The sequence below is a fragment of the Microvirga sp. 2YAF29 genome, assembly GCF_052114605.1.
Taxonomy (GTDB): Bacteria; Pseudomonadota; Alphaproteobacteria; order Rhizobiales; family Beijerinckiaceae; genus Microvirga.
The window spans coordinates 1-18793 of sequence record NZ_JBFRFB010000005.1; the positions used below are offsets into that span (position 1 = coordinate 1).

General features: G+C 60.8%; 20 protein-coding genes, 1 tRNA gene and 1 pseudogene. 11 read left to right on the forward strand and 11 right to left on the reverse strand.

Features of this window, described 5'->3' with window-relative positions; genetic code table 11:
* Window positions 1-1218, reverse strand: a 1218-nt coding sequence (locus AB4Y85_RS07960; protein WP_441984345.1) for a calcium-binding protein, incomplete at its 3' end; no start/stop codon positions are given.
* Window positions 1219-1285: 67 nt separating this feature from the next.
* Here AB4Y85_RS07960 and AB4Y85_RS07965 point away from each other — a divergent pair.
* Together AB4Y85_RS07965 and AB4Y85_RS07970 are read left to right on the forward strand one after the other, a co-directional pair.
* Window positions 1286-1561 (forward strand): annotated as a pseudogene (locus AB4Y85_RS07965) (Arm DNA-binding domain-containing protein); the annotation flags it as partial.
* 111 nt (window positions 1562-1672) lie between these two features.
* Entirely contained in the window at window positions 1673-2830 is a 1158-nt protein-coding gene (locus AB4Y85_RS07970) for a tyrosine-type recombinase/integrase (RefSeq protein ID WP_441984648.1), read from the forward strand.
* 266 nt (window positions 2831-3096) lie between these two features.
* Here AB4Y85_RS07970 and AB4Y85_RS07975 read toward each other — a convergent pair.
* The 4 genes from AB4Y85_RS07975 to AB4Y85_RS07990 all read right to left on the reverse strand — a co-directional run bounded on the left by AB4Y85_RS07975 (window position 3097) and on the right by AB4Y85_RS07990 (window position 5300).
* Window positions 3097-3173 (reverse strand) — tRNA-Arg (locus AB4Y85_RS07975).
* A gap of 102 nt (window positions 3174-3275) precedes the next feature.
* Window positions 3276-4016 carry a pseudouridine synthase gene (locus tag AB4Y85_RS07980; protein ID WP_441984346.1) on the reverse strand — a complete coding sequence of 247 codons (741 nt, stop codon included), beginning with the start codon at window positions 4014-4016 and terminating at the stop codon, window positions 3276-3278.
* Window positions 4013-4918 carry a class I SAM-dependent methyltransferase gene (locus tag AB4Y85_RS07985; RefSeq protein WP_441984649.1) on the reverse strand — a complete coding sequence of 302 codons (906 nt, stop codon included), beginning with the start codon at window positions 4916-4918 and terminating at the stop codon, window positions 4013-4015. The genes AB4Y85_RS07980 and AB4Y85_RS07985 overlap by 4 nt, the downstream gene beginning before the upstream one ends.
* A gap of 82 nt (window positions 4919-5000) precedes the next feature.
* Window positions 5001-5300, reverse strand: a complete 300-nt coding sequence (locus tag AB4Y85_RS07990; protein WP_441984347.1) for a hypothetical protein — start codon at window positions 5298-5300, stop codon at window positions 5001-5003.
* Between the two features lie 174 nt (window positions 5301-5474).
* Here AB4Y85_RS07990 and AB4Y85_RS07995 point away from each other — a divergent pair, with 174 nt between their 5' ends.
* Window positions 5475-5759: a hypothetical protein gene (locus AB4Y85_RS07995; RefSeq protein ID WP_441984348.1), complete on the forward strand. Its 285-nt coding sequence runs from the start codon at window positions 5475-5477 to the stop codon at window positions 5757-5759.
* 60 nt (window positions 5760-5819) lie between these two features.
* On the opposite strand, the gene AB4Y85_RS08000 is transcribed toward AB4Y85_RS07995, so the two are convergent.
* Window positions 5820-6773, reverse strand: a complete 954-nt coding sequence (locus tag AB4Y85_RS08000; protein WP_441984349.1) for a DMT family transporter — start codon at window positions 6771-6773, stop codon at window positions 5820-5822.
* Window positions 6774-6986: 213 nt separating this feature from the next.
* Between AB4Y85_RS08000 and AB4Y85_RS08005 the strand changes: the two genes are divergently transcribed.
* From AB4Y85_RS08005 to AB4Y85_RS08020, 4 genes are all read left to right on the forward strand, one after another.
* Entirely contained in the window at window positions 6987-8216 is a 1230-nt protein-coding gene (locus AB4Y85_RS08005) for an MFS transporter (RefSeq protein WP_441984350.1), read from the forward strand.
* A gap of 189 nt (window positions 8217-8405) precedes the next feature.
* Window positions 8406-8771, forward strand: coding sequence for a septal ring lytic transglycosylase RlpA family protein (locus AB4Y85_RS08010; RefSeq protein WP_441984650.1), 366 nt, complete (start codon window positions 8406-8408; stop codon window positions 8769-8771).
* A 120-nt stretch (window positions 8772-8891) separates the two neighbouring features.
* The gene (locus AB4Y85_RS08015; protein ID WP_441984351.1) at window positions 8892-9611 is read left to right on the forward strand and encodes a hypothetical protein; all 720 of its coding nucleotides are present in this window, start codon (window positions 8892-8894) and stop codon (window positions 9609-9611) included.
* A complete protein-coding gene (locus AB4Y85_RS08020; protein ID WP_441984352.1) occupies window positions 9604-10773 on the forward strand; it encodes a thermonuclease family protein in 1170 nt (389 codons plus the stop codon). The genes AB4Y85_RS08015 and AB4Y85_RS08020 overlap by 8 nt, the downstream gene beginning before the upstream one ends.
* A 52-nt stretch (window positions 10774-10825) precedes the next feature.
* Here AB4Y85_RS08020 and minE read toward each other — a convergent pair whose 3' ends face one another.
* From minE to minC, 3 genes are read right to left on the reverse strand one after another with little or no spacing between them, the layout of a single operon-like run.
* Window positions 10826-11092, reverse strand: coding sequence for a cell division topological specificity factor MinE (minE, locus tag AB4Y85_RS08025; protein ID WP_441984353.1), 267 nt, complete (start codon window positions 11090-11092; stop codon window positions 10826-10828).
* The gene (minD, locus tag AB4Y85_RS08030; protein ID WP_441984354.1) at window positions 11089-11904 is read right to left on the reverse strand and encodes a septum site-determining protein MinD; all 816 of its coding nucleotides are present in this window, start codon (window positions 11902-11904) and stop codon (window positions 11089-11091) included. The genes minE and minD overlap by 4 nt, the downstream gene beginning before the upstream one ends.
* Window positions 11905-11926: 22 nt before the next feature.
* The gene (minC, locus tag AB4Y85_RS08035; protein ID WP_441984651.1) at window positions 11927-12589 is read right to left on the reverse strand and encodes a septum site-determining protein MinC; all 663 of its coding nucleotides are present in this window, start codon (window positions 12587-12589) and stop codon (window positions 11927-11929) included.
* A gap of 440 nt (window positions 12590-13029) precedes the next feature.
* On the opposite strand from minC, the gene AB4Y85_RS08040 reads away from it, so the two are divergent.
* Both AB4Y85_RS08040 and AB4Y85_RS08045 read left to right on the forward strand, forming a co-directional pair.
* Window positions 13030-14217 (forward strand): TAXI family TRAP transporter solute-binding subunit, encoded by a 1188-nt coding sequence (locus AB4Y85_RS08040; RefSeq protein ID WP_441984355.1) that lies wholly within the window; start codon window positions 13030-13032, stop codon window positions 14215-14217.
* 67 nt (window positions 14218-14284) lie between these two features.
* Entirely contained in the window at window positions 14285-15778 is a 1494-nt protein-coding gene (locus AB4Y85_RS08045) for a hypothetical protein (RefSeq protein ID WP_441984356.1), read from the forward strand.
* Window positions 15779-15841: 63 nt separating this feature from the next.
* Here the strand turns inward: AB4Y85_RS08045 and AB4Y85_RS08050 are convergent, their stop codons facing one another.
* Entirely contained in the window at window positions 15842-16099 is a 258-nt protein-coding gene (locus AB4Y85_RS08050; RefSeq protein WP_441984357.1) for a hypothetical protein, read from the reverse strand.
* 208 nt (window positions 16100-16307) lie between these two features.
* On the opposite strand from AB4Y85_RS08050, the gene AB4Y85_RS08055 reads away from it, so the two are divergent.
* Complete coding sequence (locus AB4Y85_RS08055) at window positions 16308-17075, forward strand: sulfite exporter TauE/SafE family protein (protein WP_441984358.1); 768 nt, start codon at window positions 16308-16310, stop codon at window positions 17073-17075.
* Between the two features lie 130 nt (window positions 17076-17205).
* Window positions 17206-17649 carry a hypothetical protein gene (locus AB4Y85_RS08060; RefSeq protein WP_441984359.1) on the forward strand — a complete coding sequence of 148 codons (444 nt, stop codon included), beginning with the start codon at window positions 17206-17208 and terminating at the stop codon, window positions 17647-17649.
* 60 nt (window positions 17650-17709) lie between these two features.
* Here the strand turns inward: AB4Y85_RS08060 and AB4Y85_RS08065 are convergent, their stop codons facing one another.
* A complete protein-coding gene (locus AB4Y85_RS08065) occupies window positions 17710-18741 on the reverse strand; it encodes a cysteine synthase A (RefSeq protein ID WP_441984360.1) in 1032 nt (343 codons plus the stop codon).
* Window positions 18742-18793 lie beyond the last annotated feature (52 nt).

Consider the following 18793-nt stretch of genomic DNA (forward strand, 5'->3'; position numbering starts at 1 on the left):
GTCTGCAGCCTGGCCTGCGAAGACGGCGGTGTTGATCCCTGCGCCGCCGTCGAGCGTATCGTCGCCCAAGCCGCCGGCCAGGGTGTCGTTGCCGCCGTTGCCGCTGAGCAGGTTGGCATTGGCATCGCCCTTGAACCAATCAGAACCAGACCCGCCCTTAAGGTTCTCGATGCCGATGATAACGTCAGAACCATAGCCCGTGTTCTGGCGATTAGATATAGCAAGATCCACGTGTGCTCCAGCAGAGCCCGAGAACAACGCCGTGTCGATATCCCCACCTCCGTCTAGCGTGTCGTTACCGGATGTATCCTCAAGGGTATCGTTTCCATTGCCTCCGAATAAGGCATTACTATTTTCATTGCCGATGAGCGTGTCGTTGTGGCTGCTGCCGTTGACTGTTTCCACTTGCCTCAGAGAGAGCATGCCGAAATGCGTGTCTTGCGACTCTGTGATGCGCAGGTCGACATGAACGCCTGTTGTTGCGCCTTCAAAAGCGACCGAGTCGTTTCCGCCGCCGCCGTCAACCGCATTGGATCCTCCGCTGACAATGAATATCTCTGATCCCTCTCCACCGATGGCGGTATTGTTACCAAGTCCTAGATCGATTTTTCCTTGAATGAAGCCAAAGCGGCCATCGTACGTATCATCATAAGCTCCACCTGAGATGTCCCCGTAAATGTCGCCGCTATTGTTGACGATGATGCTACCTTCGTTCAGAAACTGGATCGCTTTGTTTTCGAAGAGATCACCACCTCCGATAATCGTTCCTGTATTGTTAATGACTGCTCCGCGAGCCTCGACAATCAAGGCAGTGCCTAAATAGGACTGAATAGTGCCCTCATTGATGAGGTTCACTACATTGCCTCCGAGGAAAAGCCCTTCGGCCTTCTGTCCAACGATGAGACCGGCATTGAAAACATCGCTGACAATGATGTCATAGTTGCTGCCGATCCGGGCTCCGAATGTCCCTCCAACAATTGAGCCGCTTGCGCCAACTGAGACTGAAGAGTTCCTTGAATAACTTCCTATGTGCCCACCTTTAACGTCGATCCCGCCTTGGTCAGAGGTAACGCTTCCAAGGATCGTAAAGGCCCCCGATCCTCCGTAGATCGAGGTAGTTGCGGACTTGATGGCGCCAGTATTGGTAACGACGATAGCATCGTCACGCATTGTTTCGATGCTTGTTTCCCTAACGTTTGAGATTGTGGTGCTTGTCATGTTCGGATCCAACCTTTTGAATTTGTCAATGCCATTGTTCCCCCGGGAGCGTCTCCTCCCTGAATAGATGGGATCGGGTACCGAAGCAGCCCTGAAACGCCTGAGCCGTCCCGGCTCCGGCCGACGTGAGATCTCGGACGTAGAGAAGGGCCTGTTTCTCTTCGTATCTGATACAGGCAGTAAGACTTGGACAGTGATCTTCCGACTGGCGGACGGGACCGGGAAGCGCTCCACACGGGTGAAGATGACGATTGGCTCCTGGCCGGGGATGGGAGTGGAGCAGGCTCGCGCTCGATGCCGCGAGATCATGGAGGCTGTCCGTTTAGGCGAAGATCCGAGGAGGCAGGCTGAGCAGGCGAACCTCGACCGTGAGGCAGGGTCGTTGAGGGCCGTCGCAGAACTCTACGAAACGGCCATGACAGAAGGGAAGCTGATCGGGGGCCGGAAGCGTCCTGTGACTAAGGGTACAGCCAACGCTCGCATGTCGAAGCTCAATCGTCTCGTTCTTCCCGATCTGGGTAGCAAGACCCTTCAAGAGATCACTCGGGAGGATATAGCCCGCATCCTGTCCAAGATCGAGAAGGCGGCTGGGCCTGTAGATGAAACGCTCAAGGTCATCCGGTCGGTGTTCACCTTCGCCGTTGGGCGAGCGCTCTTCTCCGGCACTCCTCCGACTGTTGGTATAACGAAGCGTCAGTCGTCCGAGGTGAAAGCGCGGGCGCTGTCCGACGATGAACTTCGGAACCTTTGGAAAGCGGCAGGCGAATACGGCTACCCCTTCGGCCATGCGCTCCGGCTGCTGATGCTGACAGGCCAGCGACTCAATGAGATCAGCCATGCGCGGTGGTCTGAGATCGACTGGAACCGCAAAATCCTCACTATACCCGTCGAGCGGGTGAAGAACCGTGCCGGTGACCACGAGGTGCCATTGAGCGATGCAGCTATCGCGGTGCTCGAAGACGCGCAGAAAGCCTACGAGGCTACTGGCCTCAAATCAGGGTACGTCTTCCCGTCTGATATCGGCTCGACGCCCATTACTGGCTGGTCGAAGGTTAAGCCGAAGATCGACAGAGGCATACGAGCCGAAAGCGCGGTCCTGACGGATATTGAAAAGCGAGCCATAAAAGCCAAGGGCGCATTGCGGGCAGAAACCCGAGCACTCAAGGCTGAAGCTCTTCGTAAAATCTCCGAGGTTGAAGTTGAGAATTGGCGCATCCACGATCTCCGTCATACCTTCATCACGCGTGTTCGCGACGGTGAGGAAAATGCAGACGGTGAGATCATCTATTCCGCTCCGCTCGATGTTCTACAAGCTGTAGTGAATCACGAGATCACGGCAGGCATCACGGGCCGTTACGATCATGGCGACATTCAACGCCGCTATCGCCTTCGGAAGCGCGAGGTTCTGGTTTGGTGGGCGCGGAAGCTCATGGATATCGTCGAGGAGCTTCCGGAAGTTGTGTGGACGAGACCTAAGAGGCCAGTGCCACTTGGGAGGCTTCCAACGAGTTTGGCTAAGTCTCGACGGGGCGGTAGGCGTGGGTCGCGTCGAAGCCGATCAGTTGGAAGCATTGTCGGAGCCTGTTCGGAAGGGAAGCATAACGCACATTGATCTCGCCAAGCCGTGAGCAGTGAGCGGCAGCAATACCAGAGTGGTCGCTTTTGGCCAATGTTGGGGGAGCGGCTCTATCCGGCTCAGCAGCCGGGCGAATGAATTTTAGTCGCGAAGACTGCAGGGCGATACGCGGAGCCGCCATACTACCCACAATCAAGCGGCTCCTTACGGAGCACAAAGAAAAAGACCCCTAAAAAGACCCCTTCATCGATCCTGCGAGGGCGGGGCAAGTGGGGTTTAAGCCCCTAAGTCCTTGAGGAAATTGGCGCACCCGACACGATTCGAACGTGTGACCTTTGCCTTCGGAGGGCAACGCTCTATCCAGCTGAGCTACGGGTGCTTTGAGGCGGCAAGCCTGGATCTTCTCTACCCGATGAGCAGGCCAAGGGCAACCTCCGCCTTAGGGGATGCAGCCGCTCCAGCCGGGCGTGAGCCGAGAGGATCAGACGCCGGGCAAGACGAGGGCGAGGTCGGCTTGCGTGAGCAGGCGGTGGTGCCCCGGCTCCAGATCCTCCGGGAGAGGCAGATCGGCGATCTTGTCACGATGCAGGGCGGTCACGTGGTTGCCGACCGCCGCGAACATACGGCGGACCTGATGATAGCGTCCTTCCGTGATGGTGAGGTGCGCGCTCTTGTCCGAAAGCGGTTCCATAACGGCCGGGAGGAGCGGTTTGTCTTCGCCTTCGAGCATCAGCGCACCGGCGGCGAATATCTCCGCCTCGTCGCCTTTCAAGGGACGGTCGAGGGTGACGCGGTAGCGCTTCGAGATATTGGCGCGCGGCGAGATGATCCGGTGCAGGAGGTTGCCGTCATCGGTCATCAGGAGAAGGCCGGAGGTTTCCTTGTCCAGCCGCCCGACTGTAGAGATCGCCGGATCGCGGCGACGCCAACGGTCCGGCAGCAAGCTATAAATCAGAGGTCCCGCTTCCTTATGCGAGCAGGTGACCCCGAGCGGCTTGTGCAGCATGAGGATGAGTCCCGGCGGCGGGTCGAGAGGCTTGCCCTGGACGCGCATACGCTCAGACAGATCACGTGTGACGGCGATGCGCTGATCGGCATCCTCGATCTCGACACCGTCGAGCTTGACGAGACCCGCATGCACGAGCTGCTGCACCTCGCGGCGCGAGCCGTAACCCAGATTGGCGAGAAGGCGGTCAAGGCGGAGCGTCTGCACCTTGCTCATTTCATGGCCTCGTAGACCTTGTATCCGCCGGACTCGATGGCCGGCGCCACACGCTTGAAGAGAGGGTTGAGCGCACCCTCATAGGGCAGATGGCGATTGGCCACGAGCCACAGCCTCCCGCCTGGACGCAAGGCTTCGGCAGCTTTGCGGATGAAGCTTTGGCCGAGCGACTGATCCTCCGCCCCGCCATCATGGAAGGGGGGGTTCATCACCACGAAATGGAGGCCGCTCAACGGAAGTTTGCCGCGCACATCTGTCCAGAGAATGTCGGAGCGTGGATCGTCAATGTTGCGCGCGGCCATTTCCGTCGCGCGGCGGTCGATATCGATCATCGTCAGGCGCTCGACCTTCGACGACGCGAGAATCGCGCGCGATAGAACGCCTATGCCGCAGCCGAAATCCGCGCCCTTCCCACTCAAGTCAGGAAGGTGCTGCAGTAGCAGCGCGGAGCCGGGGTCGAGCCGGCTCCAGCTGAAGACGCCAGGCTGCGTCCAGAGGCCTAGAGCCTCATCCAGCACGGGTTGCCCTTCGCGGATCGCCTCGTCGATTCCAGTCGGCTCCGCAGGCCGCTCGCAGGAACAGATGCGATGATGCCGGCGCGCGGTTTCGCTGATCTCGCAGCCGAATCCCTTCAATTCCTTGGCAAGCCGCGACCCGCCCTTATCCTTAGGTGCGAGAACGATGAACTCGCCTCCAGGCGCAAGCGCCTTCAGGGCGAGCGCAAGGGTGTAGCGCCGCTCCACCGTGCCAGGAGGGGCGAGCACGACAAGCCGGCCGAGCGAGCCCTGGCCTTGGGCTTCCAGCGCGGCTGAGCCCGGTATGAGCGGCGAAAACTGAACGCTGCCTGCGGGCACATCCGCCAGTTCGGTCGGAGGCGCTCCGTAGACGCCCGATGATTTCATATCTTGCAAGGCTTGATCGATCCACGCTGAACAAGCGCGTTCTTAATATGCGCTTGCCCGGAAGGTAAGCCTCATCATGCGGCTACTGGCAGACGATTGCGGCGCTTGGGCAATAGGCCTGGTATTGCGGCGTCGGGCAATAGGTCTGCCGGAAGGTCTCTGTAATCGTGCAGGTCACGTGCACGCGATAGCCCCGCTGCGGCCTGGCGACGGCCTCATGCAGGACGGAATAGCCGATTCCCTGCTCGGCCAGCCGCGAGATCGCGCGCTCGGGCTGAACGGCGCTCATGACCCGCGTCGTCCTCACCGAATAATCAGCCGCATGGGCCGCCGAGATCGTCAGGCCTGCCACTATTGCCGCGCCAACCAACCGAATTGTCATGCCCGTTCTCCCGTGTTTTCAACGAAACCGGCCGATCCGGCCTGCGGAAGAATAAATGCCGAAAGGCCTCTTGGGATCCTTAACCACTATCCACAGGAGGGCGGCGTCTTAAACAAGCGGTAGGAATCTGTGGGCGATAACGCGACTGACCAGTCGTGAAGTGAACAGGCCCACATGCACCACATCCATCTCGCCGAAGGATTGAAGCTTCGTTTTCCGGCCCGCAGCGCCGATTTCGACCAAGGCGTCGAGGTCGGCATGCTGGCGGCGCTCATGAGCCAGGACGTCGCGGAATTCAGCCGTCGGATCTCGAGCGCCAATCTGGGCCAGGTGCGCGCGCTGGCTGACCAGTTCGGCTATCGCCTCGTGGAAGGGGAAGCCGAGAGCGAAAGCGTTGCGCTCACCTTCTATAATCGCACCGCCCGCCCGCGCCTCAGGGTCGTGCATTCGGGCGCCTGAGATCTTCATCCAACGCATCGGATAAAGCCCAAGAGCAGCGCCCCTTCTGGGCCCCATGTCTTAAGCGTTACCGAACTTCCTTTCGAGCGCCCGCACCCGCTCACGATAGGCCGTATAGAGGCCGCTGGCGACGATGATGCCGGCGCCCAGGACCGTCCAGGCATCGGGCACGGTGCCGAAAACCCAAAATCCCAAAAGGCCCGCCCAGATCAGCTGGGTGTATGAGAACGGCGCTATGACCGAGGCGTCGCCCTGCCGGTAGGCCATAATCAGGAACCATTGGTCGATCGTGAACAACCCTCCGGCCACGATGCCGAGCAAGGCCATGCCCCAACCTGGATTGACCCAATCGAACGGCACGAGGACGCTCAAGGAGAGGGTTCCGACGATGCTGGTATAGATCATCGTGGTCAGGGGATGATCGCCACCGATCTTGCGGGTGACGATGGCGCCCAGTGCCCAGCTGGCCGCGCTGAGAAGAGGGAGCAGGGCCGCCATCTGAAAGGCGCCCGAGCCCGGCCGGATCACGATGAGAACGCCCATCAGCCCGACCGCCGCCGCGCACCAGCGTCTGATGCCGACCTTCTCGCCGAGGAAGACGATCGACAGGGCCATGATGAGGATCGGCGCCACGAAGAAGATGGCGGTTGCATCGGCGACCGGCATGGTTCGCAGGCAGAAAACGAAAAGCAGGGTCGAGGCGACCATCGCGAGAGCCCGGACCGATTGCAGACCGGGCCGCGCGGAGCGGAACAGGGCCGGACCGCCCGTGGCATAGACGAAAGGCACCATGGCGAGCGCGAAGGTCGTATAGCGCATCCAGGCGATCTGGAAGATCGGTAAAGCCGCCGCAAGCTGCTTGGTCATCACATCGGTGATGGCGAAGAAAACGGTCGAGCCCACCAACAGCAGGATGCCGCGCAGGGGTGTAGGTGCCTGCTGGGGCCGCGCGGCAACTTGCGCGTCAGGTTCGGATGACGATTCCTGTTGGAGGGCACTGGGACCGGTGGACATGGGCAGCTCAAAAAAATTGGCTCGCGCGGTGGAGAGGCAGCGAGCCAGGAGGTCGTCAGATGTTCATAGTTGAATCCTGTTTCGGCAGGGAGGAGAAGTGCAAACTCGGCACCTGTTCTATGCTTCAGGCGAATGGACTGGCTGTCATTCAAAGCTAGATTTGCACACGAAGCATGGGCATGGAGGGAACCGAGGAGCCTGACAGGAAAAACGATGCAGGAGAGCGCACCTGAGCGGCCGAGCCGTCTGGTCAGTGGAACGTCAGCCTTCCGCCGCCTGAACCTTGCCCTGTTCGCAGCCGGTTTTTCGACCTTCGCGATCCTCTACTGCGTACAGCCCCTGCTTCCGGCCTTCTCGGCTGAATTCCACATCAGCGCGGCGACGAGCAGCCTATCCCTATCGCTCAGCACCGGCCTTCTGGCGATCGCCATGCTGGTTGCGGGATCTCTGTCCGAGGTGTGGGGCCGCAAGCCGGTTATGGTCGCCTCCCTGCTCTCCTCCGCACTGCTGACGCTTCTCTCCGCCGTCGCGCCGAGTTGGACCACTTTCCTGATGATCCGCATGCTTATCGGCATTACGCTCAGCGGCCTTCCTGCGGTCGCCATGGCTTATGTGAGCGAGGAGGTGGAGCCGAAATCCATCGGCCTCGCCATGGGCCTGTTCATCGGCGGCAATGCGGTGGGCGGCATGGCGGGCCGCATTTTCAGCGGCGTCCTGACGGATCTCGGCTCATGGCGGATGGCCATCGGCATCATCGGGGCCACGGGGCTGGCGGCGGCGATTGCCGCGTGGCGAAGCCTGCCGGCGTCGGCCTATTTCCAGGCGCGGCGCGCCGATCTCAGCGACATGCTCCGCGCCTTTGCGGGCCACCTGCGCGACCCGGGCCTGCGTTGCCTGTTCGCCGAGGCATTCCTGCTGATGGGCGGGTTCGTGACCCTATACAACTACCTCGGCTACCGGCTGACGGCGGAACCCTACGCTTTGAGCCAGACCGCCATCGGCGCGATCTTCTTCAGCTATCTCATCGGCACGGCGAGTTCGGCCTGGATCGGCGGGCTCGCCGAGCGGCTGGGCCGGCGGCGAGTCATGTGGGTCATGATCGTCATCATGATGGCAGGCCTCGGCCTTACCCTATCTCAAGCGCTTCCCGTGATCATCCTCGGCATTGTCGCCGTAACAGCCGGCTTCTTCGGCGCACACTCCATCGCAAGCAGCTGGGTGGGGCGAAGGGCGCGGGGAACCAAGGCGCAGGCCTCGGCCCTCTATCTGTTCTGTTATTATTTAGGATCGAGCGCCGTCGGCACTCTCGGAGGCGTATTCTGGACCAGCTGGGGCTGGGTCGGGGTCAGCAGCCTCGTGGCCACCCTTCTCATCATCGCGCTTGTTCTCGCCTTCTATCTGGCCTCACTTCCGCCCTTGATAGATCAAACCCAAGCTGAATAGGATTATTGAGGCTATATACGCGAAGCCATCCTCGATATGCAACACTATATTCTTGATGTATTAATGATTATTCACCCGTGAGGTCGAGAAAAATATTAACTATACTCGTCTTATTGTTGCCCCATTAGCCTCCATTTTGCACATCCATACAACAAGACAAGGGAATGTATTTTGGATCAACGTAAGATTATGCTCGCTTTCGCCAGCATCGCTCTCTCGACGGCTGCCATTCTTTCTCCTGCTATTGCTGAGCCGGACGCCGCATCGGGAAGAGTCATTCAGAGCGGCAAGGCCTCCTGGTACGGCCCGGGTTTTCATGGAAGGCGGACCGCCAGCGGCGAAACCTTCAACACCAATGAGCTCACAGCCGCTCATCGCACCCTGCCCTTCGGCACGAAGGTGAAGGTGGTCAACAAGAAGACGGGCCGCGCCGTGGTCGTGCGTATCAATGATCGCGGCCCCTATGCCCATGGTCGCGTCATCGACCTGTCCCGCGCCTCCGCGAAGGCCATCGGGATCGACGGCGTCGGCTCGGTCACCGTCGCGCAAATGTAAGATGGAAGCCTTGGCAGGCATGTCTTCTGCCAAGGCTTCACCGTCGGTTCTCGTGGAACTCTGGACGGCCCAGCCTGCTTTTCCCGGTTACTCGTGTCATTGAGAGACCTTGGAAATCGTATGCAAACTCAGCTGTCGCTGACTGGATTGATCGGTGCTGTCGCGCTCCTGTATGGAGCGACATCAGTGCCTCATGCGGCCTTTGCAAAGGCTGCACGGACGTGGGTCGATCCACCGGCCAAACTTGACGCACCAGTTCAACCGCCGACGGCACCCGCTCCCGCCCAAATACCTGCGGCTGAGGCTGTACCAGCAGCACCGGCCCAGCAGGAGGCGAAGCCCCAATCCCCTGTGCCGGAGAGGCAGCCCGATGCCGCGCCAGCGGTTCGAACCGCCGAGCCGTCGACACGCCGGGAGGATGCCAAGACCTTCGTCATGAACTACCTGGAGACTTGGTCGAGCCCCAACAGCCGGGCGCTCGATGCAACGGCCGAGCTTTATGCTCCGCGCGTTCTCTACCATGGCCGGACGATCGCCCTGGAGCGTGTGTTCAAGCAGAAGCAGCGCTTCGCGCAGCGCTGGCCGGAGCGCGATTATCGTCCGCGGGAAGATGCCATTGGCTCCGAATGCAATCCGGAGGGCACGGTCTGCAAGGTTCATACGGTCTTCGACTATGTCGCCGCCAACCCCCGGCGTGGCCGTTTCTCCCAAGGTTCCGGCGCCCTTCAACTCATCGTCGAGTTCATCGGAAACAAACCCATCATTGTCGCCGAGCACAGCACGGTGATCACCCAAAGCCGTAAGCGGAAGTTAGCCTCGGAGGATGTATCGGATGAGTGAAATCGACTCGATCCATGATGCTCCGCATCATGACGGCGACCGCAGCCGTCATTGGATTCAGATGCGCGACCGCATGCGCGCGCTGATCCACGCGGAGGTCGCGAAGTTCAACCCCACCGATGACGCCCGCCGCGCGTTGGAGCTCATCATCGAATCCTCGGTCCGGCCCTCGGAAGTCGATGGGGAGTTGAAGCTCACCGTCATCGATCCCGGCGGCGAGCCGCGCACCATCCTGCGCGACGGTCAGGCTAAGCCGTTTACCTTGCAGGATCTGATCGATGAACTTCGTGCAAGCCATCCAGTCCTCTTCACCACGGCGCGAGGCGAGGACAGGATCGCTCCGCGGCCGCATCCCGAGCCCGCGCCGCAACAAGCCTCCGCACCCCGTGACTGGATTAATGTGGGAACTGCGGCATCGGCAGAGAAAGCAGAGTCGTTCCATCGCAAACCGTCTCTGCAGCATTGGCGCAGGCACGGCATTCGCCTTCATGCCTGGTCGCGATCCATCCGGAAGAACCTGAGTTCGAAAGCACCCGAAGACAGCGCCGTCCGTTTGGAGGCCGTCAGGCAAAGCCTTGTGCAATCAGGCGAGCGCGCTGGCGCGTTCTTCGAAGATCTTCGCGAACGCCCGGTCTATCGCCGCCCCGGCTTTGCACTGGGCACGGTGGCGCTTGCTGCCTTGTTAAGCTTCGGCGCCTTCATGCTCATGAGGGATGGGGATACACGGCAGGCCGACATTGAAGAGCCGATTACCACGGGAGCCGTCACCCCGAGCCGCAGCGTCAGCGCATCCGCGAACGCGGCCGCAACTGCACAGGCCTCGCGCCCGTCGGGCTCGCGCGCATTGCGCGGCGTGCCGGATGTTATCGACACCGCTACTTTGTCTCTCGAAGGCGAAGTTGTGCGTCTGTTCGGCGTCGAATGGGCGCCGGGCGCGGGCAAGCCCGAGGATCTCACGGCTTATCTGCAAGGCCGCGAAGTCTCCTGCGAACCTGCCGGCAGCAACGACACCTATCGCTGCAAGGTCGGTGAGCAGGATCTCTCCCGCGTCATTCTCTACAACGGCGGCGGCCAGCCGACCGCGGAGGCGACGCCGGAGCTGAAGGCTGCCTCCGACAAGGCGCGCGAGGCCAAGATCGGCGTGTGGAACAGTCAGCCATAAAAAAAACGGCCCCGTGCATCGCATGGGGCCGTTTGATTGTCGAAGCCAGCACTCAGCGCGCGATGACTGCATCCGGGACCGGGATTTCAACCTCGATCTCGAGAGTCGAGATGTCCGAATCCCGGTTCATCTTCACCTGAACATTGTCGTGTTCGACCATCACATGGCGACGGACAACGGCCAGGATTTCTTCACGCAGCTGCGCCACCAGGTCGGACTTGCCCCCGACGACGCCGCGCTCGTGAGCCAGCAGAATCTGCAGGCGCTCCCGCGCCACAGGCGCCGACGTGCGGCGGTTGAAGAAACTCAGCAGGTTCATGCGGCCCTCCGTCCGAACAGTTTACCGAGCAAGCCCTTCTTGTCGGACGGAATGGTCATCTCGACCTTCTCGCCCTTGAGCCTGCGCACTGCATCGAAGTAAGCCCGGCCCGGCGCGCTTGCCGGATTGTTGAGAGTGACGGGCGAGCCCATGTTCGAAGCCTTCAGAACCTCTTCGCTCTCCGGGATGATGCCGATGAGGGGGATCGAGAGGATATCGAGCACGTCATCGACCTTCAGCATCTCACCGCGCTCGGCTCGGATGGGGTCGTAGCGGGTGAGCAGCAGGTGCTTCTCGATGCGGTCGCCCTTCTCAGCCTTCTCGGTCTTCGAGTCGAGCAGGCCGATGATGCGGTCGGAGTCGCGGACCGAGGACACTTCCGGGTTCGTCACGACGACGGCGACATCCGCATGGCGCATGGCCATGGTGGCGCCGCGCTCGATGCCGGCGGGGCTGTCGCAGATGATCCAGTCGAACTTCTCGCGCAGCTCGTTGAGCACGCGGGCCACGCCCTCTTCCGTCAGCGCATCCTTGTCGCGGGTCTGCGAGGCGGGCAGCAGCGAGAGGTTTTCCAGGCGCTTGTCGCGGATGAGCGCCTGGTTGAGCTTCGCGTCGCCCTGCACCACGTTGATGAGATCGAACACCACACGGCGCTCGGCGCCCATGACGAGATCGAGATTGCGCAGTCCGACGTCGAAGTCGATGACGACGACCTTGTCGCCGCCATGCGCGAGCGCCGCGCCCAGAGCTGCCGAGGACGTTGTCTTGCCAACGCCACCTTTGCCGGATGTTACGACCAAGACTTTGGCCATTGTCGTCTCTCTTTCTCTAGGATCAATCCAGTGTTGTCAGGATGATGGAATCGCCATCCAGGCTGACCTGGACGGGCTGACCGTGAAACTTTGTGCCGAGATCGTCGGCGGTCTTGTAGAGACCGTCGACCGCGATCAATTCGGCTTCGAACTTTCTGCAGAAGATGCGGGCGCGGGCATTGCCCGTGCAGCCGGCAATCGCCCGTCCGCGCAAGGAGCCGTAGACGTGGATGGACCCACCCGCCACGATCTCCGAACCGGAAGCGACGGAACCGATCACCGTCACGTCGCCTTCGGGATGAAGGATCGACTGACCGGAGCGCACCGAGCCCTCGATGAGCAGCGTCTTCTCGGAACCGGGCTGGTAGCCCGCCGCCTCGACGGCAGCGGCGGCTTCCTCCGCAACGCCGGGCTCGATCTCGCCCGCAGGTTTGCCGCCAGTGATGGCGGGCGGCATGTCGGGTTCGACATTTTCCGGAGCTGCGCCTTCCAGGCCGATGATGCGGATACTGCGCATCTTGAAGGCGGCGAGCAAAAATTTTAGCTCAGACTTGGATGGCTTGAGGGAGGAGACGTCGGCAATGATAGGCCGTCCGGTAAAAAACCCGGGCGAGCGTTCTGACACGGCGTCGAGATCCTCCAGCCAGTCCCTCAGGGGCACTTCAGGCGCGAGGACCAGGGCCATGAAGGACCTGCCACGGAAGCGAAGAGAGGGGCGGGGGCGAACGGCGATGGTCACGGGAGTTCAAATTCCTTTAATACACCCTGATTTCGTCTCACTATGGTTAATGGACCGTTAAGAGAGCCGCCCGGCGCTAACAAATTTCTTAAATTCTTGAGCTGCGAGACCCGTCAGCGCTTCCCCAACGAGATGCGATCGATAAGAAATTCCACTCCTACAAGGAATATAAAGATATAATCTAGCTCTTTATGAGTAGATACTAGCACTTCTTGCGTATTAATTTGAAAACAAAGCTCGATTGACCGCCTATTGGATGAGCATAGGATCAACGTTCTTTCGTTTTGCATGCTCGTTTCTTCAAGATTATTTTCACAGAACAGCAGAGAACGGCAAGACGATCGAAACGACAATAAGCCGAAAGGCATGTCCATGGAGGACGAATAATGTCGGATCGCGTTCCTGGTTTTCCTACCCTGCTCAATTCCTTAAGCCGCCTGTCATGCCAAGCCATTCTCACCGCAGCCGTCCTGGTGTCGGGGCTCGTCGGCGCTTCGGCTCAACCAAGTCCGCCCCCGACGCCGGTTCCTGAGGCCACCCGGGCCAATGCGGGCACGCTCGGCATCATCTCCGGCGGCGCGGACGGCACCTATATCCGCATCGCCGCCGATCTCGCCAATGTTCTCGATGGCGAGGACCTGCGCATTCTTCCGATAATCGGGCGCGGCTCCCTGCAGAACTTGCGCGATATCATGTTCCTGCGCGGCGTCGATATCGGCATCGTGCAGATGGATGCGCGCGAGCAGTTGAAAGCGGAAGGACTTCAGGACAACGCGGTGCGCCGCCTGCGCTTCATCACGCGCCTCTACAACGAGGAAGTCCACATCATCGCCAACCGCGAGATCACGGATATCCGCCAGCTCGACGGCAAGAAGGTGAATATCGACAAGGCGGGGAGCGGAACGAACCTGACCTCGCGGCTCATCTTCGACAAGCTCGGAATCAAGCCCGACGTCACCACCTTCGATCAGGCGTCATCCTATGCCAAACTGAAATCCGGAGAAATCCAGGCCGCCGTCTATGTGGCAGGCCGACCGGTGCGGGCGATTGCGGAGTTTCAGACGGAAGGGCGCTTCCATCTTCTCCCCATACCCTTCGAGGGAGAGATCGCGGAAAGCTATTTCCCGGCGCGCTTCGCGAACAACGATTATCCGCAGCTCGTGGACACGGACAAGCCCGTCGAGACGCTTGCCGTCGGCAGCCTGCTCGCGGTTTTCAACTGGCCGGAAAACTCGGACCGCTACAATCGGGTCAGGCGCTTCGTGAATGCCTTCTTCTCGCGGTTCGACGAGTTCCTGCAAGGAGGACGCCATCCGAAATGGAAAGAGGTGAACCTTTCTGCCGATGTGCCCGGCTGGGAGCGCGTGAGGCCCGCCCAGGAATGGCTCGACCGCATGGCGGCCGCCAGCAATTCGCCCGCCCAGGTGCAGAGCTTCGAGAGCTTCATGAACAGTCGCGGCATCAGCGTTTCCGCCGAGCAGCGCGACACGCTGTTCCGCGAATTCCTCACCTGGCAAAGCGACCGGCAAAACGATCGACCGAGAACGCAGCGACGCACCAGCCGCCAGGAATGATCACCCAACTGGACCTGAGGCCAAAGTCTGCCCTTCAAGCCTTTGGCATTGTCCCAGGAGGTCCGCCATGAACCGAAGCAAGACACCTTCACCGAAATGTCTGGCCGCCGAGTTGCTCGCAGGCGCGTTGCTCAGCCTGTCTTTTCTCGGCCCGGCCCAGGCGCAAGACACCATTCCCGCCATTCCCAGCGCAACCGATGCCTATACTCCAGATCGCCTGACACCATCATCGAGCGACCTCGCCAATCTCCTGCCGCTTGTCCTCACCTCGCACGAGCGACGGAAGCTGGCGGAAAATCTCGAAGCTTCCATTCGCAACGGCGACATGAATGGCGCGCAAAACAACCTGAACTCCGCAATCGAGGTCGGCACGCTCGCCATCGTTCTCTCCGGTCAATTGAAGAACCCGGACCTTCTCACGACACTCCAGAACCTCGGGATCAAGGGCGATGCTGCGGTGCCGACGGAGCAAGCGGATTCTTCAGCGAGTTGCAATGCGCCGGTTGCGCTGACGGATCTTCAGGAAGCCATCGACCGGGAGAAGAATTACAGCAGCATAATTTCGCAAACACTGAACGAACTCATGCAGGAGAACAACGCGCTCAAGGCACGCTTGGATACGGACAAGGCGGCCCAAGACGCGAAGGTGTCCGACTTGCAGGAGGCACTGCAAAGGGAGCAGGAAAAGAGCGCGGCTGGGGACCGAGAGCTCGCGGATCTGCGCAGCGACTACCAAGCGCTCCAAGCGGCGCCGGAACAGGCTAAGGCGGCGGCCGCGGCAAGCGATGCCGAATGGGAAACCCGGCTGCGGGATGAGCGAGGGCAGCGTGAAGCCGCCACCCGTCAGCTCGCCGATATGGAGATGGCGTTGCGGGATGTGCGGGCGCTCAAGGAAGAGGAATCGATATCGCAATCCGCGCATGTGAGCGAACTCGAAAAAACGCTCGCGCGCACGCAGGCTCAGGGCGAAGTCCTCGCTCAAAAACTGATCGCGGTGAACAAGGAGCTGAGCGCACTGAAAAGCTCTTACCAGTCGAGCGCCACACCTCTCATGCATCGGATCGAAAAGGCAGGCATGGATGCGCCGCTGCCTCCAGCCGTCGAGGACACGCAGCCTCGGGAAACCTCAGCACTTTCACAGAGCGATGCGGCCCCCGCGGCGCCGGAAAGCATGCTCCCGACGCAGAACAACGCCGCTCTCCAAAAACAGAAGGAGCCTGTGCCCGTTGTGATCGCATCCCTGCCCACGAGCCTTGGTCAGATACCGGCGGCTGCGCCGCCTGCGGATCAGCCGAAGGCTGAGGACCGACTTACGAGCCGGGCCGACGAGCTGCTGCGCAAGGGCGATGTCAGCGGCGCGCGTCTGCTTCTGGAGCGTGCCCTGGACAACCGCAACGCCCGCGCGGCCTTCCTGATGGGCGAGACCTTCGATCCGAACGTTCTCACAAAACTGCACGTGCTAGGCATCCGCGGCGATGCGTCCAAGGCGCGGGAATTCTATGGCCAGGCTCTGGCGCTTGGCATGGCCGAGGCGCGGATGAGGATGGAGGCGCTGAAATAAAGCAACATTTAGGCAAGCATCAGATGAACCCCAAAAGCGATGTCCACTTTTGGGTCCGATGTTTTAGAAGGGGACCCACTCACCGTTTTCGGTGAGGGATTCGACGGCGCGCTCCAGCGCGGTGCCGGCATCGAGAAGCTGCTGGGCCGTCTGGTGAATCTGGAGCGTCGGACCGGAAAGCGTCGCCACATGCTCCGTCATCGTCCGCACCCGCTCGATGAGGTCGATCAGATCGGCTGCAAGGGCTGCCCTCTCCTCCGCCTCACCGGCGGCGGGCCGACCTTGCTTCAGGCGCGGGGTGAGAGGGATCACGTTCGTCATGTGTTCCAAATTCCGCTTTTGCGCCCTGCGGAGCAATGGATGCAAGCGGCACGATCCACAAGAATCAGCAGCTTTTCGTCAGTCCAAGTGCATTTTCCTATGCTCCAGAGCCGCTAGACGTTCGCCTAATGGGCCTTGGCAGGCTCCAGTGCTATTCCTTCGATCCTCATTCTCACGTCATATTTTCCTAAGAAGTCACCGATCCATCATGGAACTTTCTACTGTGGCGCTTCTCGCCGCTTCGGGCCTTGCAGCCGGTCTCGTCAACGCGATTGCCGGCGGGGGTACCTTCTTCACCTTCTCCGCTCTTATGGCCGCAGGCCTACCGCCGGTGGTGGCCAATGCGACGAGCGCGGTGGCGGTGACGCCGGCGAACATCGCCAGCGCATGGGCCTATCGCAAGGAACTCGCCGCCAATCTCCGCCGCTTCGCCGCGCTCGGCGTGGTAAGCCTCATCGGAGGCCTTGCCGGTGCGTATATTCTCACCGTCACCAACAACGAGGCGTTCCGCCAGCTCGTGCCGTGGCTTCTTCTGTTCGCCACCGTTCTGTTTGCGCTGAGCCCGCGCATCGTGGCGCTTGCGCGCTCCATCGGCAAAAGCGAGGGGCACCATCCTTCCACGCGCGCCTGGGCAGCAGGCCTCGTTTTCCAGACAGCGGTTGCCACCTATGGCGGCTTCTTCGGCGCGGGCATGGGCATCGTGATGCTGGCGGCACTCGCCATCACCGAGGGCGATGACTTCCATCTCATCAATTCGGCAAAGCATCTCTGCTCGACCGTGATTCAGCTCGTCGCCGTAGTATTGTTCATCTTCGCCGGGCTCGTGAGCTGGCACGAGACGATCATCGTCGGCGTTGCGTCTATCCTCGGTGGTTATCTCGGCGTTCATTTCGGACGCAAGATGCCGCCTCAGGTGATCCGCTGGCTCGTGATCGGCGTCGGCGCCGCACTGACACTGTATTTCTTCATTCGTTAACAGCGGTTAACGGCATTCCGTAATTTCTCGCGTGCTTCGCGCATTTTGCGGAGAGCTGCCCGATTCACGCCATAAGCATCCGTCTTTCTGTCGCTGCTTGATTCCAGACATTTCGAAAAGGATGAACTCAGTGGCCGATTCTCAGAAACTGGCAGGACTCGACGGCATGGCATCGGTGAGCGCGCTCGGCCTGCGGTGGGCCGCTTTGCGCGGCATGCTGAACTCGCCTCTCATACTGGGCGAGGAGCAGCGCCCATTGCGTGATGAATTGCTGCACGAACTCAGCACAGTCGAGCAGGATTTCAGCACGCTGCAATCCCGCAACCCAGCGGAAATTTCCGCGAAGGTCGACATCGCGAAATCCGCTTTGCGCGAGAAGCTGGATGGCAGCGAGCTGTGGATGCTCGACCTGCTCGACAGCATCCAGGCCGATCTTCACGGCCTGACCGCGAAAGCCTCGAACGGCGCGCAGGCCACGCGCCCGCCGGTCAATCTCTCCCGCACGCATCAGCAGCGGCCCGATGAAAGCGCGACACCCGCAGCGCAAGACAACGGAACGCCGAACGCGGCTTAATGCACCCTAAACGACGAGCGCCGCATCGGAGAGATGCGGCGCTTACCATTTGCTCAATGCTCAGATGAGACCTGCATCGATCGTGCTCGTGCGCTCCAGCCATTCCGGCACCGGAAGATTCTTCTCGCGCAGGAAAGCCGGATTGAAGAGCTTGGACTGATAGCGTGTGCCGTAATCACACAACACCGTCACGATGGTGTGGCCTGGCCCGAGGTGCCGCGCGAGGCGGATCGCGCCCGCCACGTTGATGCCGGACGATCCGCCGAGGCACAGGCCTTCATGCTCGAGCAGATCGAAGATGACCGGCAGCGCCTCCTCGTCGGGAATCTGGAACGACAGGTCGATAGGCGCGCCTTCCAGGTTCTTGGTGATGCGTCCCTGCCCGATGCCCTCGGTGATAGACGATCCCGTCGATTTGAGCTCGCCCGTCGTGTAGTAACTGTGAAGCGCCGCGCCTAATGGGTCCGCAAGCGCGATGGTCACTTTCGGGTTGCGCTCCTTCAGCGCCATGCCGACGCCCGCCAGCGTGCCGCCCGTACCAACCGCGCAGGTAAATCCATCGACCTTGCCATCCGTCTGCTCCCAGATTTCCGGCCCCGTCGTCTCGATATGTGCCTGACGGTTTGCCACGTTGTCGAACTGGTTGGCCCAGATCGCGCCACTCGGCTCGGACTCGGCAAGGCGCTCGGCCAAGCGCCCTGAGACCTTCACGTAGTTGTTCGGGTTGGCATAAGGCACGGCGGGAACCTCGATCAGTTCCGCGCCGGCGAGCCGGAGCATGTCCTTCTTCTCCTGGCTCTGCGTGTCCGGGATCACGATGACCGTCCTGAACCCCATCGCATTGGCCACAAGCGCGAGCCCGATGCCCGTATTGCCCGCCGTGCCTTCCACGATCACGCCGCCGGGCTTCAGGAGCCCGCGCTTCACCGCATCCTGGATGATGAAGAGCGCCGCTCGGTCCTTCACCGATTGCCCGGGATTCATGAACTCGGCCTTGCCTAGGATCGTGCAGCCGGTCACTTCGGAGGCTTGGCGAAGCTTGATGAGCGGCGTGTTGCCGATTGCGGCTGGAACATCGGGCTTGATGGACATGGTGGCGGTCATCCTTGGGAGAATGGAAAGAAGCATCGGCCCGAAAGCCTGA

Bases quoted from the DNA above. Each gene is read 5' to 3' on its own strand.
- AB4Y85_RS07980 (WP_441984346.1), bottom strand. From the start codon at position 4,016: ATGAGCAAGGTGCAGACGCTCCGCCTTGACCGCCTTCTCGCCAATCTG.
- AB4Y85_RS07985 (WP_441984649.1), bottom strand. From the start codon at position 4,918: ATGAAATCATCGGGCGTCTACGGAGCGCCTCCGACCGAACTGGCGGAT.
- AB4Y85_RS07990 (WP_441984347.1), bottom strand. From the start codon at position 5,300: ATGACAATTCGGTTGGTTGGCGCGGCAATAGTGGCAGGCCTGACGATC.
- AB4Y85_RS07995 (WP_441984348.1), top strand. From the start codon at position 5,475: ATGCACCACATCCATCTCGCCGAAGGATTGAAGCTTCGTTTTCCGGCC.
- AB4Y85_RS08000 (WP_441984349.1), bottom strand. From the start codon at position 6,773: ATGTCCACCGGTCCCAGTGCCCTCCAACAGGAATCGTCATCCGAACCT.
- AB4Y85_RS08005 (WP_441984350.1), top strand. From the start codon at position 6,987: ATGCAGGAGAGCGCACCTGAGCGGCCGAGCCGTCTGGTCAGTGGAACG.
- AB4Y85_RS08010 (WP_441984650.1), top strand. From the start codon at position 8,406: ATGCTCGCTTTCGCCAGCATCGCTCTCTCGACGGCTGCCATTCTTTCT.
- AB4Y85_RS08015 (WP_441984351.1), top strand. From the start codon at position 8,892: ATGCAAACTCAGCTGTCGCTGACTGGATTGATCGGTGCTGTCGCGCTC.
- AB4Y85_RS08020 (WP_441984352.1), top strand. From the start codon at position 9,604: ATGAGTGAAATCGACTCGATCCATGATGCTCCGCATCATGACGGCGAC.
- minE (WP_441984353.1), bottom strand. From the start codon at position 11,092: ATGAACCTGCTGAGTTTCTTCAACCGCCGCACGTCGGCGCCTGTGGCG.
- minD (WP_441984354.1), bottom strand. From the start codon at position 11,904: ATGGCCAAAGTCTTGGTCGTAACATCCGGCAAAGGTGGCGTTGGCAAG.
- minC (WP_441984651.1), bottom strand. From the start codon at position 12,589: ATGGCCCTGGTCCTCGCGCCTGAAGTGCCCCTGAGGGACTGGCTGGAG.
- AB4Y85_RS08040 (WP_441984355.1), top strand. From the start codon at position 13,030: ATGTCGGATCGCGTTCCTGGTTTTCCTACCCTGCTCAATTCCTTAAGC.
- AB4Y85_RS08045 (WP_441984356.1), top strand. From the start codon at position 14,285: ATGAACCGAAGCAAGACACCTTCACCGAAATGTCTGGCCGCCGAGTTG.
- AB4Y85_RS08050 (WP_441984357.1), bottom strand. From the start codon at position 16,099: ATGACGAACGTGATCCCTCTCACCCCGCGCCTGAAGCAAGGTCGGCCC.
- AB4Y85_RS08055 (WP_441984358.1), top strand. From the start codon at position 16,308: ATGGAACTTTCTACTGTGGCGCTTCTCGCCGCTTCGGGCCTTGCAGCC.
- AB4Y85_RS08065 (WP_441984360.1), bottom strand. From the start codon at position 18,741: ATGTCCATCAAGCCCGATGTTCCAGCCGCAATCGGCAACACGCCGCTC.